This is a genomic window from Roseateles sp. P4_D2 (genome assembly GCF_056401875.1).
Genome location: NZ_JBFUIM010000029.1, coordinates 1 through 12,941, shown reverse-complemented (window position 1 = coordinate 12,941; position 12,941 = coordinate 1). Strand labels below are relative to the sequence as shown.

Genomic DNA, 12,941 nt, shown 5'->3' with positions numbered 1-12,941 from the left:
TTCAGTTGCTGAACAGCATTCCTCGGCCGGTACCACTGATGTAGATGCGGCCGTAGATGCCTTGATCGGCCGCCATGACGCCAATGCCGCCGAACTGGTTCGCGTCGTCGTTGAAGCGCGTCCAGGTGGCGCCGGCGTCGTCGGAGCGATGCACGCCCCACACGCCGTTGATCACGCCCACGACGTAGACCGCGGCCGAGTACGGCGCGCCGGCTTTGGCCTTGCCCAGCGCGATGGCGCTTGCACCCTGCACCTGGGGCCAGGGGTTGCCGGTGAAGATCGACGCGAAGTTGCTGAGCTTGGCCCAGCTCGCACCCGAATCGGTCGAGTGGTACACCGCGTTGCCGTCGGTCAGCCAGAGGTCGCCCTCGACGTTGGGGTTGACCGCCAGCGAGGTGCTGCCGAAGTAGTTCGGCGCCAGCCCGGCGTTCACCGAGCCCTGGCTCAGCGTGAACGTGTGGCCGCCATCGGTCGACGTGTAGACCTTGCCCGGCGTGCCCCACCAGTGGCCACCGGAATCGTAGGCATAGACCTTGTTCGGGTTCTTGCGATCGGCAACCAGGTGGTAGGCGCGGGGGAAGACGCTGTTGATCGCGGGCAGATTGGTCGGCACCCAGGTGGCACCGTTGTCCGTGGTGTAGGACGGCACCGAGTAGCCGGGTGCCCAGACTGCCTTGTTGCGCCCGGTGATGGCGATGCTCGCTTCCCCGCCCGTGTTTTGCGCCGCGCCCGGTGCGTAGGTGGCGAACTTCGCCCAGGTCTTGCCGCCGTCGCCGGACCACATGCCGTAGGCGGTGTTGTTGCCCAGCACGACGCCGATGGTGGCCATGTACTGCGGGTCCGACCACGCCATGTCGGCGGCGAAGCTGTTGCTCCAGTCGGTGGCCGGCGTCAGCGTCGGCTTGGTCGTGAGGTTGGTGTGCACCCAGGCGCCGACGTCGCCCGAACTGTTGATCACGGTGTAGGTGGCGCCGGCCGGCGGCGTGGCCAGGCCCAGCACGGCGGTCTCCTCAAGGCCGTCGACCGTCATGGCCCAGGTTGGCGTGGCCGAGGAGGCGTTGCTTGTCTGCATGACGCCGCCGGCGACGTGCAGGATGTGATTGCGGTCGAAGGGATCGATCTCCACATCGTCGATCCAGCCCCAGGAGACCTCGCCCGGCGTCATCGCTTCGATCTCGCGCCAGTTCCGGCCGGCATCGTCGGACAGCTGGAGGATTCGCTGGCCGGGGAAGTTGCCCCAGGTGTTGGTCACGCCCAGCGCAATGCGCGTGGTAGCACCCGTGCCGGAGACGGACACGCCGCCGTAGCCGACCGAGTCGTCGCTCCTGAGCAAGGTCCAGTTGCTGCCGTCGAACTTGTACAGACGGGCAGGACCCGCGGAGCCGGGACCGGCATCCCTGGTGAAGACCACGTAGAACATGCCGTCCGCGGCACGCACCATGTGCGGAATGTGATAGCCGGAGATCGGCACCGTGACCGGGGTCCACGAGGCGCCGCCGTTGGTCGACTTGTACAGGTTCGAGGCCAGGCCTGCGGTCTGGACATAGTCCGGCGCGATGGGCACGTAGATCGTCTGCGTGGCCGTGCCGCTGCCCTTGGTGCCGGTGTCGTAGACGACCGTCTCGACGCCCATTGCGCTGCCGCCGCCCAAGGCATTGACCTGGTCCTGGGTCAGCTTGGCGCTGGACAGCGACGTGACTTGCGCCCAGGTGAGGCCGGAGTCGGCGCTCTTCCACAGGCCGGCCGTGCGCGAGCCGTAGAACAGCGTCGATGGCTTGTTGGGGTCGACCATCAGGCGCTCGCCGATGGCCCGGCCGGGGTTGTTGCCGCCCAGCGGGAAGGGCAGGGCGACATAGGTCCACTGGTCACCGCGGTTGCTGGAGATATACAGGCGGCCGTTGCCCCCGGACGTGTACATGCCGGCGCCCATGTAGACGCGCTGGTCGTTGTTCGGATCGACAGCGATGCTCTCAACGCCGTGGAAACTTGCCTCGCCGCCACCGAAGCCCAGGCCGTCGGTGATGGGCACCCAGGACGACGTGGGTTGGTTCCAGCGGTAGGCGCCACCGATGTCGGTGCGTGCGTACAGCAGGTTGGCGGTGGTCGGGTGGAAGACCAGGCCGGTGACGTAGCCGCCACCGCCCCATTTCGCGCTCGTCCAGGTGGTGGCCCCGGACGGTGCAGGAGCGGGAGCGGGAGCCGGTGCCGGTGCCGGTGCCGGTGCCGGTGCCGGGGCAGGCGCAGGGGCAGGGGCAGGTGCAGGTGCAGGTGCAGGTGCAGGAGCGGGTGCGGGAGCAGGAGCGGGTGCGGGAGCAGGAGCGGGTGCGGGTGCGGGTGCGTCGCCACCGCCGCCGCCGCCGCCACAGCCGGCCACCAGGGTCGCGGTGACGATGGAGAGAACGGTGAGTGGTTTGCTGTACTTCTTCATGATGGGAAACGAGGTTGGGTTCGTTGAGGGCTTGACATGGCGGCGCTGATCACAGGTTGCGCATTACTGGCTTTCACGACACTTCTCTGATCGATGGCCGCAGACAGCGCGATCACGCGACCACACCGCCGCTCATCCGACCCGGCGCCATTGGCGCCTTCAGCCGCGGGCAATGCGCAACGCGCTGGCGTGGCGGCTGGGCATGCGCTCGGGCACGTCGACCTCCAGCGCCTGGGCGGTCTGGCGGAATTTCAGCGGCCCGCCCCCCAGCAGTTCGACCCGGCGCACCGGGCGCGGATCGTGGGCGTTGCCTTGGCGCAGCGAGGCGATCTTCAGCGTGCCCTTGGGTTCGCCCAGCGTCAGCGCGTACAGCGCATCGCCCCGGGTCGTGAAGCGGATGTCCTGCGCCGTGTAGTCCACGTTCTCCTTGAAGGCGCCGCTGGCGGCCTCGGTCGGGCCTTCGCCGTGGATCTTCCACGGCCGCGTGCCGTGGATGGCTTCGGCGTTGAGCTTCATCCAGGCGGCCATCTCGGTCATCAGCAGGTCTGATTCGGCCGTCAGCGTGCCGTCGGCGCGCTGCACCACGTTGAGCAGCATGTTGCCGTTCTTGCTGACGATGTCGCACAGCATCGTGATCACCTGCGCCGGCGTCTTGTAGCGGTCGTGCTCGGAGTGAAACCAGTCGCCGTTGGAGGTGCAGGTCTGCCATGGCAGCGGGTTGATGCCCGGGAGCACGCCACGCTCGACGTCCTGCACGCCCACCTCGGCGATGTACTCGCCCGACCCCAGCGACTTGTGGTTGTACACGGCCTGCATGTCGCCATGGCGGCGGACCGAGGTGTTGAACAGGTGGGCCACCATGGCGCGGCCCACATCGCCGAACGGGATGCCGCCGTCGGAGTACAGCAAGTCGGGTTGGTGGCTGTCGATGAGGTCGATGATGCGGCGGTACCAGATCTCGTGGAACTTCGGGTTGTTGGTGTACCAGTCGCCGCCGCGGTTCAGGTACGGCGTGTTGTGCGGCTCGTGGTAGAGGTCGAAGTTCTCGGGATTGGCGCCGTCATAGGCCACGCCCAGCTTGGGCCAGAACTGGTCGCACTGGTGGCTGGTCCACCACCAGTTGTGACTGGTCGCCAGGTGCTCGGAGACACCGAAGCGCAGCCCGCGCTTGCGCGCGGCGCGGCCCCATTCGCCGACCACGTCGCGCATCGGCCCCATCTGGGTGGCGTTCCAGCGGTGGTGCTTGGAATTCCACAAGTCGAAGTTGTCGTGGTGCACGCCCATCGAGACGAAGTACTTCGCACCCGCCGCCGCGTAGCGGTCCATCAGCGCTTCGGGCTCGAAGCGCTCGGCCTTCCACAGCTTGATGATGTCCTTGTAGCCGAACTCCGACGGGTGGCCGTAGGTCTTCACGTGGTGGTCGTAGTGCGGGTGGCCGGGCACGTACATGAATCGGGCATACCAGTCGCCGCGGCTGGGCACGGCTTGCGGCCCCCAGTGGGACCAGATGCCCAGCTTGGCCTCGCGGAACCACGCAGGGACCGCCGACTTGCGCAGCGACTCGGCAGCGGCCGTGAACGGGCCGGACGCCAGCGGCGGCGGCTTGTATGGGGCGGGCGCCACTGGCGCGCAGTCTTGCGCCTGTGCAATGCGGGCGGCGCCCAGGCCGGCGGCGGCCAGCAGTGGCGTGGTCAGGAAGCTGCGTTTACTCAGGCTTGACATGGGGTTCTCTCTCACTTGGCGTTGTCGACGATGGCCTTGACCAGGTCGGGGAACATTGCGCACCGGTCGTACCAGTACGGCGTTCCATTGGCGGCCGTGGTATCGATATAGCTGGTCGCGTTGGCCGCCGGGGACGCAGCTCAGTGCGTGGGCCTGCCAGCCCGACAGGGACGAGTTGCCGCGGCAGGGCAGGCAGTCATTTCTTGCACAGCTCGCTGATGGCGTTCGGGGCGGTGGCGGTGATCACGCCCAGCCGATAGGGCAGCTCGATGTAGTCGTAGTTCTTGCCCTTTTCCATGTCCAGGCCCTGGAAGAGGAACTTCAGCGGCTGGCAGGGGTCGATGCTCAGAGTCTGGTCGATGCCGTCGCGAATCATTTCGCCGTGGGATACGCCTTCGGACCAGATCCGGCCGTTGAACTTGACGTTGTCTGCGCCAGCGAACCTGTTCATCGGGGCGCCGGGAATGGGTTGCCAGGCGCCATCCAGGCGATCCGCCGTCCAGGCGCGGAAATACCGGCCCTTGGGCCCCATCGCCTCGATCAGCGTCAGGTACTTGTTGGTGCCGGCGATCTTGTAGGTGTTGCTGGCCTCGAACATGTCATCGCGCTTTTCCGCCATGACGACGACGGGTTCGGCGAAGCCCTGAGGGAAGCGGTCGATCGTCGTCTCGCCGCGGTAGAAGCTGCCGTTGTCGCCTGTGAAGAAGAGATGGCACTTCTTGTCGTCGCAGATGTTCCAGAAGTCCAGCCAGACCGCATGGCCCTCGGCGTTCTTGACGCTGGCCGGGATGACCGAATAGAAGGGCTTGGGCGCCGTCCACGAGTGGGGGTCGGCGATGTTGGGGGTGGTCGAATAGAGCGGGTCACCGCCCTGGAAGATCAAATACCAGAGCTTCTGCGGCGCGAAGTAGAAGACCTGGGGTGCCGCGCGATAGCCCGGCCCGATGGGCGATTTCTCGAGCATGAACTGCGGGGCCTTCGGCGCCTCATCCCAGTTCGCGAAGCTCGTGTAGGCCATGCCCCAGCCGTTCTTGCCCGCAGTGGTCATGAAGACGTGATAGCGGCCGTCGTGGAACACGATGGTCGGGTCCTTGACGCCGAAGATGTCCGCCCGGTCGGCCGGCGGCTTGATCAGCGTCTCGCTGGATTTCCATTCAAAGCCGATGGCCTGGGCCGGCGTCCCGCCGCCGCCGCCGGCGGGCTTCGCGTCGGCGGCTGCGCTGCTGCCACCACAGCCGGCCAAGAGGCCCGCCGCGAGCATCGAAGAGACGATGAGTTGTCTATTGCACTTGTTCATGAGGGAAGACGGAGATCAGGTTCGTTGATGGAATGCGGGCGCTGTTGTGCTGGTCAGGGCGCTGGCAGTGGCAGCACCACAGTGGCGCCGCCCGCCGCGGCCAGCGCCAGGGGGCGTCTCGATATCTTGAGCGGCACGATCACGCGCCAGCCTCGCCAAAGGAGGGCCGTGTAGGACACGACTGGGCTGGCAGGGCACCGTCTGACGCCTTCATCACTTGGCGTTGTCGACGATGGCCTTGATCAGTTCAGGGAAGTACTGCGCACCGGTCGAGCGGTTGAACAGGCCGAACTGGTGGTTGGCGCCGTAGCCGTTGTCCCACCACACTGGCACGATGCCGTGCTGGAACATGGACTTCGTCACGTACTTGGTCCAGTAGGTGCGGTAGACACCAGACGGGTCGTACTCGGACTTCAGGATCGCGCCGTACTCGCCCATCAGCACCGGCATGCCGGCGTCGACGAAGCGGGTCTTCATCTTCTGGAACTGCGCGTCGACCCAGGCCTCGTTGGCCCAGGTCTCGGTCACGGCCGGGTCGGTCGCGATGGCGCCCCACTGCCAGATCGTGCTCTTGTCATTGAGCGCGAAGTTGAACGGGTCGTAGTAGTGCACTTCCAGGAACATCCGGTTCGTCGCCGAGTCCGCAGGCTTGATGAAGCCGTTGTAGGTCGAGTCGATGTTGGTATTGAAGCCCTGTACCACGAGATGGCGCTTGGCATTGTTGCCGCCGGTGGCCCGCACCGTGTCGATGAAGACCTGGTTGAACCCGTTCTGGACGGCCTGGTACTCGGCAGTCGGCGGGCCGTAGTCACCAGCGACCATCACCTCGTTGGTGCCGGCGAACAGCAGGAAGTCGTCGTAGTTCTTGAAGTTGTTGGCGATCTGCGTCCACAGCTTGGCCAGGCGTGCGTTGGCGCTCGCCTGGTAGGCGTAGGTCGGGATCAGCCAGCTTTGCTCGTGGTGCGTGTTCAGCACGACGTAGAGGCCGGCGTTGCGGGCATAGCCGACCACCTCGGTGACGCGCGCCATGAAGGTCGGGCTGATGTTGCCGTCGGCGTCGGCGTACTGGTTCCAGCTCGCAGGGATGCGCACGGTCTTGAAGCCGGCCGCCTTCACTGCGTCGAGCAATTGCTGGTTGATCAGCGGGTTGCCCCAGTTGGTCTCGTTGGGCGAGGCGTCCAGCGAGTTGCCGATGTTCCAGGCGGGCGACATCTGCTGCGACAGCTGGACGCTCGTCAGGTCGCGCATAGGTGCTGGCGCAGGTGCAGGTGCAGGTGCAGGTGCAGGTGCAGGTGCAGGTGCAGGTGCAGGTGCAGGTGCAGGTGCAGGTGCAGGTGCAGGTGCTGGTGCTGGTGCTGGTGCAGGCGCAGGTGCAGGCGCTGGTGCTGGTGCTGGTGCTGGTGCTGGTGCTGGTGCTGGTGCTGGTGCTGGTGCCGGTGCGTCGCCACCACCGCCTCCACAGCCAGCCACCAGGGTGGCCGTAACAATGGAGAGAAGGGCGAGTCGTTTGCTGTACTTCATTAAAAAAATCCGGCTCGTTGATGGGATGGCACGGCGGCGCTGATCACGGGGAAGGCACTGGCTCCAGCACCACGGCGGCGCCGCCGGCTGCAGCCAGCGACAGGCTCAGCACGTCCTTGCGGGTCACCTTGCGTTCCGTGCGGCGCACTTCGCGCACGACCTCCCCGTCCTGCCAGATCGTGGCGCGCCAGTTGCCGGGCGGCAGGAAGTCCAGCGACACCTTCTGCGTGCGCGCCTGGTCCCCCGTCATCGCGCCGAGGTACCAGGTCTTGCCGTGGCGGCGCGCCAGCACGATGTCCTGCCCCGGCTCGCCCGCGATGAAGCGGGTCTCATCCCAGGCCGTCGGCACGCGCTTGATGAAGTCGAAGCCGGGCTCGCCGCGGTAGGCGGTGGGGTCGTCGGAGACCATCTGCAGCGGGCTGTCGTAGACGACATACATCGCCAGCGCCTGGCCGCGCGTGTTCTGCACCAGCGGCATCTCGGCGCGCACCTCGAAGGTGGCCGGTGTCGCGTTGCGGAAGCCGCCGGGCGTGTAGTCCATCGGGCCGACCAGCATGCGCGTGTACGGCAAGGTCACGTTATGGCTGGGCGTGACGCGCGTGCTCATCTTGCTCCACTCGGCGCCCAGCACGCCCTCCTGGGTGATGTAGTTGGGGTAGGTGCGCTGCAGGCCGGCGGGCACGTAGGCGCCGTGCAGGTCCAGCAGCAGCTTGCGCTTGGCGGTGGCGGCGGCAATGCGCTCGTAGAAGTCCACCACCTGCTGGTCGTCGCGGTTCATGAAGTCGACCTTGATGCCCTTGATGCCCCAGCGGACGTAGGTGTCCAGCACCTCGTCCATGCGCGCGTCCACATGCACCCAGTGGGCCCACAGCAGCAGGCCCACGCCCTTGGCCTCGGCGTAGCGCGCGAGTTCGGCCATGTCGATGCCCTTCGCCGGGCGGGTGATGTCGGTCTCGGGGTGGGCGTCGCAGCAACCGCTCGGGCCGGAGGCCCAGTTCGCGTCGATGAGGTAGTAGGGGAAGCCGGACTCGGCGGCGAAGTCGATGAAGCGCTTGTAGGCGCCCATGTCGGGCTTCATGCCGACCAGCGGGCCGGACCACCAGTCCCATGCCGCCTTGCCGGGCTTGACCCAGCTGAAATCACCCTGGGCGGGCGGATTGAGGTTGCCGACGAGGTGCGACTCGATCAGCTTGCCGGCCTGGTCAGCCATCATGACGGCACGCCAGGCAGTCGTCAGGCCAGCCGTGGAAACGAAGGCCGGGCCCGGGCGCCCGGGCACGCCGGACAGCTGCAGGCGCAACGCGTTGCCCTCCTGCCGCAGCGAGGCGCCGGCGTAGCCCTGCAGGTGAGCCTGCGTGATGGCGTAGTGGGTGCGGCCCGACGGCGTGGCGCACACCACCGGCACGTCGTAGACGGCGCCCGGCTTCATCTGCGAGATGCGCAGGCGTTCGAACGGTTGTTCGTGCGAACCATCGATGGGCGTGACCAGGCACGACGGGTCGCCGGCCGGCACGAAGGCCGTGCGCTCGCCGCGCAGCTTCACGGGGCCGGTGTCTTCCAGGCGGTAGCGGAAGGCAACGCCGTCGTCGTAGGCGCGGGCATCGATGAAGAGGCGGCGGCCGGCGCCGGCCTCGCGGAAGGTGAGCGTCGCGCCGCGGTAGTGGTCGCGGGCCGTGGCCGCCTTCGTGGCGACGAGTGGAATGACGCGGTCTTCCGCGACGTCCTGGCGCGACTCCAGCGTCAACGCGCCGAGGGCTTGGCCGTCCAGATCAAGCCCCAGCGGTGAGGGAGCGATGACGGCTTCGCCATGGCGGCTGACGCTGAACTGGCCGCCGTTGTCGGCGATGCGCAGCGCGACGTGGCCATCGGGCGAGGTGATGACGGCGTCGGCCGCGTAGGCGCCCGATGCGGCCAGGGCGAGCGCGGCGATGGCGAGGTGGGTGGTGGTCTTCATGAATGTGTAGGGTGTGTGGGTCTTCGTCTTCATGCCGTGAGGAGAGCGTTCATCCCAGGCGTACTTCCGTGGCGCGGCCGGTGTAGACCACCTCGCGCAGCGGTGTGGATTGCAGCGTCGGCCCGCCGTTGCCGATGCGGTGGATGCGCAGGCGCTTGGTCGTGCCCATGCCGGCGTAGCGACCCTTGCGCGACGCCAGGCGCAGCACGCCGCGGCGGTCGTCCCAGGTCATGCGGATCACGCTGAAGCCGCCCTTCTCGTAGGCATAGTCCAGGCCGCCGTCCTCGTAGAGGTCGAAAGCGCCGTTGGCACCAGGCACGACGTAGAGGTCGAGCACCTCACCGGTGGCCTCGGCGGTGGACTGCAGCACCGGCCCGAGCGGCAGGATGCTGCCCGCGCGCAGGTGCAGCGGCATGCGCTCCAGCGGCGACGCCACGTCATGCGTGCGGCCACCGGCGCGCCGTTCTCCCGTCCAGAAATCGACCCAGCCGCCGGCAGCCTGCGGCAGGTACACCGGCCAGCTCGACACCTCGGGCGCCAGGACGGGCGCCACATGCACTGCGCGGCCGAACATGTAGCTGTGCGCCTGGTCCAGGGCTTGCTGGTCCTGCGGGAAATCGAACACGAGCGGCCGCATGATCGGCGCGCCTTTCGCATGCACCTCGTGGGCCAGGCTGTAGAGGTAGGGCAGCAGCTGATAGCGCAGCTCCAGATACTGGCGCGCGACCGTCTCCACCTTGTCGCCATAGCGCCAGAACTCGGTGTTGGTCATGTAGCCATGCACGCGCTGCAGCGGCAGGAAGGTCGCGTACTGGAACCACCGGATCAGGCGCTCGTGGTAGGCCTTGTCGGTGTACTGGCCGTCGCCCGGGCGGAAGAAGCCGCCGGCGTCGACCGTCCAGTAGGCATAGCCGGCGGCGGCCATGTTCAGGCCCGCGGGGATCTGCCGCTTGAGCGTGTCCCAGTCGTTGCCGATGTCGCCCGACCAGGTGGCTGCCGCATGGCGTTGCTGCCCGGGGAAGGCCGAGCGCGTGAGGATCATCACGCGCCGGTCAGGTGCCGCCTGGCGATGGCCCTCGTAGACGGTGCGCGTGACGTGCCACGGGTAGGCCAGGCGCACGCGCTCGCCGCGGCCTGCGGCCGTGTGTCGGCCCACCAGGTCGTCGTTCTCGGGTTCCGTCGCGTCCTGCCACCAGGCGTCGATGCCGAGATTGAACAGGCGTTCGCGCTGGTTGTTCCAGTAGAAGGCGGCGGCCTTGGGGTCGAAGAAGTCGACCCAGTCGGTCTGGTCGATGTAGTGACCGCCGGCTGCGGCGGCGCGGCCGAGCTCGGTGTCGCGCCCGATCTTGGCCCACACCGACAGCATGAGCCGCCCGTTCAGGCCGTGCACCTCGCGCATCAGCGCGGCGGGATCGGGGTAGTGGGCCTCGTCGAAGCGCATTGCGTTCCAGCCGTGGCGGCCCCAGTACTGCCAGTCCTGCACCATCACGTCGACGGGCAGCTTGCGGCGGCGGAACTCGCGCAGCGTGTCGACGATCTCCTGCGACGAATGGAAGCGTTCGCGGGTGTGGATGTAGCCATAGGCCCAGCGCGGCATCATCGGCGTGGCGCCCGAGATTTCGCGGTAGCCCTCGAACACCTCGTCCGCGCTGGGGCCGGCGATGACGACGTAGTCGATGGCATCGGCCACCGGTGAGCGCCAGGTCGTGCTGGCGCGCACGGTGCCGAAGCGCAGCGAGGGAGAGTCGTCCTTGTCGGCGTGGATGCGCACCTGATGCTCGCCCGCCGGCAGCTCGACGACAAAGCCGACCGTCGGCGGCAGCCAGTGGTTCGCGATCTCGACGCAGGACTTGCCGTCGATCTCGACCGAGTGGCGCGAACCCATCGCGCGGCCGACATCGAGCAGGAAGGCGAACCGGCCGGCCGTTTCCGTTCGGAACGTGCCTTCGAAACGCGTCACGTTTCGCACGACTTGCGCATTGCCCGTGGTCGTCGTCACATCCACGACTTCGGACTTACTTTCGGCATTGACACGGCCCAGCGCGACCCGCTGCTCGGGCATGTTCAGCTCGGCCATGCCGTTGTTGTGCCAGAGCAGGCCGTAGCCGCGGCTGGACAGCATGAACGGCAGGCTGATCTGCGTGTTCACCTGCGTCAGGCGGCGCGGGTGGCCGCGCAGGTCCATGGCGCCGTCCTGGAAGCAGCCGGTACCGTAGAGCCGTTCGTCGGCGGGTGACTCGAACACCTGCTCGGCGATGAACACAGGCTCGTCGCCCAGCCGCGACGGCGTCAGCCGCCGGGTGCCGGGCGCTTCACTGAGCAGCAACGCGCCGTTGCGGTCGAAGAAGCGCAGCGCCCCGGTGCCGTTGTCCACCTCGCAGCGGATGCCCGGCAGTTCCAGGCGGGTCGCATCAGCGCCCGACGTCTGCTTCATCAGAGGCTTGGCACGGCCGGGCAGCAGCGCGAGGCTTGGTGGTGGCGCAGGCGTTGAGGCCTGCGAAGGAAGGAAGCGAACTCGCAGCGCCCTGTCGCAGAGCGCGCTGATCCGCAGCGTGCCCTGGGGCGTCGTCAGCACCCATTCCGGGGCTGGCGATGGCTGCGCGCGGCGGGCCTCGGCGTTCCCCGGCGCCAGGTTGCCGGCGGCGGCGTTCGCCACGCCGGACAAGGAGGCCGTCGCGGCCGTTGCCGCCGCAGCGCCCAGTGGGGTGGCGGCAGCAGCGAGGGCGGCCCGCAACGCCTCGCGCCGGGAGAGGGTGTGCTTGGTGTATTTCATGTCATCGCTCTGGTTTTGATGGCAAGACGGTGGGGTAGGGCGCGTTGAACATGGTCTTGCATGTCTACAAGGTCAGCGCATCCACACGCTCCGGGATCTCGCGGTCCGGCATGCCGCGCACATCCCTGGCCGAAAAATCGCTGACACCGCGCAGCGCGAACAGCGCCGCCCCGCCGCGCCCGCGCCGCAGATTGACGGCATGGAAGCTGGCATCGCTGACATCGTCGAGCACGACCGCGCTTCGCCCCTCCGGCTTGACGTAGCCAACCTTGACGTGATGAACCTCGATGGCCTTCACGTGGCGCATGTAAAACGCATACGCCGGCGCCTTGCCGAACATGCCGGGCTCCGGATATCCGTTTGCGTTTTCGGGCGGAACCACCTTGCTCCAGGCCGCGTCGCCGCCGCCCTGCGTTTCTATCTGCACATTGCTGATACGAATATCCTCGATCAGATGCCCTTCCAGCCCGGCGATGGTGCTGGCGTGATTGACGTGCGCACCGGACACCACAATGTTGCTGATATTGATGCGCTTGATCGTGCCCACCGGCGGCTTGTTCGGTCCGCGCAGGCGCGCGCCCAAACGGATGAAGATCGGATCGTTCACCACGTTGCGCATGGTGATGTTGGAAATCGTCAGGTCCTCGATGTGCGAACCGTCGACGCTCTCAATCGCCAGGCCCCGGCACTCGTCGAAAATGCAGTTCGTGATGGTGATGTTCTTGAAGTCACCATTCGATTCGGTGCCCATCTTGATGCGGCCGTATCGCCCCGACCGGTATTCCGGTGCACTGCGCTTGAAGGTGCCGTCAATCACGCTGCCCTCGTCGAAATTTCCCGATACCAGGCAATCGGATATCGTGATGTTTTCGCAGTGCTGGATGCGCCCCAGGCCGTAGCTGGCCTTGAGGCAGATCGCATCGTCCCAGGGCGTATTCAGGCTGCAATTCGTGACACGCACGTTGTTGCACCCGTCGATATCCATGCCGTCGCGGTTGGTGTCGATGGTCAAGTGATCGATCAACACATTGCTGCAGCCGGTCGCCAATATGCCGAAATGGCCGCCATGCAGGATCGAGAAATCGCGCAGGGTCACGTTGCGGCATTCGCGCAGGGCAATCGCCTTGTCGGCTTCGCCGGGCTGGTCCGGTTTGTCGGTGTAGTAGCCGGTGTATTTGTCGTGGCCGCTGATCAAGCCTTTGCCATGAATCAAGCCGCCGCCGACGATGGCCACGTTGTCCAGACC

8 protein-coding genes are annotated in these 12,941 nt (G+C 66.9%); 1 reads left to right on the top strand and 7 read right to left on the bottom strand.

The features are described from left to right. Position 1: 1 nt before the first annotated feature. The 4 genes from AC1DW0_RS29285 to AC1DW0_RS29270 form a co-directional block, all read right to left on the bottom strand. Positions 2–2,428 carry a WD40/YVTN/BNR-like repeat-containing protein gene (locus AC1DW0_RS29285; protein ID WP_477949561.1) on the bottom strand — a complete coding sequence of 809 codons (2,427 nt, stop codon included), beginning with the start codon at positions 2,426–2,428 and terminating at the stop codon, positions 2–4. 159 nt (positions 2,429–2,587) lie between these two features. Further along, positions 2,588–4,150: an alpha-L-fucosidase gene (locus tag AC1DW0_RS29280; protein WP_056194762.1), complete on the bottom strand. Its 1,563-nt coding sequence runs from the start codon at positions 4,148–4,150 to the stop codon at positions 2,588–2,590. A 196-nt stretch (positions 4,151–4,346) separates the two neighbouring features. Continuing rightward, positions 4,347–5,447, bottom strand: coding sequence for a glycoside hydrolase family 62 protein (locus tag AC1DW0_RS29275; RefSeq protein WP_200955248.1), 1,101 nt, complete (start codon positions 5,445–5,447; stop codon positions 4,347–4,349). A gap of 213 nt (positions 5,448–5,660) precedes the next feature. After that, on the bottom strand, positions 5,661–6,695 hold the full coding sequence (locus tag AC1DW0_RS29270; RefSeq protein WP_056194759.1) for a glycoside hydrolase family 5 protein: 1,035 nt from the start codon (positions 6,693–6,695) through the stop codon (positions 5,661–5,663). A 2-nt stretch (positions 6,696–6,697) separates the two neighbouring features. Here AC1DW0_RS29270 and AC1DW0_RS29265 point away from each other — a divergent pair, with 2 nt between their 5' ends. After that, positions 6,698–6,931, top strand: a complete 234-nt coding sequence (locus tag AC1DW0_RS29265) for a hypothetical protein (protein ID WP_477949558.1) — start codon at positions 6,698–6,700, stop codon at positions 6,929–6,931. Between the two features lie 80 nt (positions 6,932–7,011). Here the strand turns inward: AC1DW0_RS29265 and AC1DW0_RS29260 are convergent, their stop codons facing one another. The 3 genes from AC1DW0_RS29260 to AC1DW0_RS29250 all read right to left on the bottom strand — a co-directional run. Then, a complete protein-coding gene (locus AC1DW0_RS29260; RefSeq protein WP_056194771.1) occupies positions 7,012–8,922 on the bottom strand; it encodes a glycoside hydrolase family 97 protein in 1,911 nt (636 codons plus the stop codon). 49 nt (positions 8,923–8,971) lie between these two features. Then, on the bottom strand, positions 8,972–11,695 hold the full coding sequence (locus AC1DW0_RS29255; RefSeq protein WP_477949555.1) for a glycoside hydrolase family 31 protein: 2,724 nt from the start codon (positions 11,693–11,695) through the stop codon (positions 8,972–8,974). A gap of 64 nt (positions 11,696–11,759) precedes the next feature. Then, positions 11,760–12,941: glycoside hydrolase family 28 protein (locus tag AC1DW0_RS29250; RefSeq protein ID WP_477949553.1), on the bottom strand; the 1,182-nt coding region annotated here is incomplete at its 5' end.

Coding starts and splice junctions, on each gene's coding strand:
- AC1DW0_RS29285 (WP_477949561.1), bottom strand. CDS start 2,428: ATGAAGAAGTACAGCAAACCACTCACCGTTCTCTCCATCGTCACCGCG.
- AC1DW0_RS29280 (WP_056194762.1), bottom strand. CDS start 4,150: ATGTCAAGCCTGAGTAAACGCAGCTTCCTGACCACGCCACTGCTGGCC.
- AC1DW0_RS29275 (WP_200955248.1), bottom strand. CDS start 5,447: ATGAACAAGTGCAATAGACAACTCATCGTCTCTTCGATGCTCGCGGCG.
- AC1DW0_RS29270 (WP_056194759.1), bottom strand. CDS start 6,695: ATGCGCGACCTGACGAGCGTCCAGCTGTCGCAGCAGATGTCGCCCGCC.
- AC1DW0_RS29260 (WP_056194771.1), bottom strand. CDS start 8,922: ATGAAGACCACCACCCACCTCGCCATCGCCGCGCTCGCCCTGGCCGCA.
- AC1DW0_RS29255 (WP_477949555.1), bottom strand. CDS start 11,695: ATGAAATACACCAAGCACACCCTCTCCCGGCGCGAGGCGTTGCGGGCC.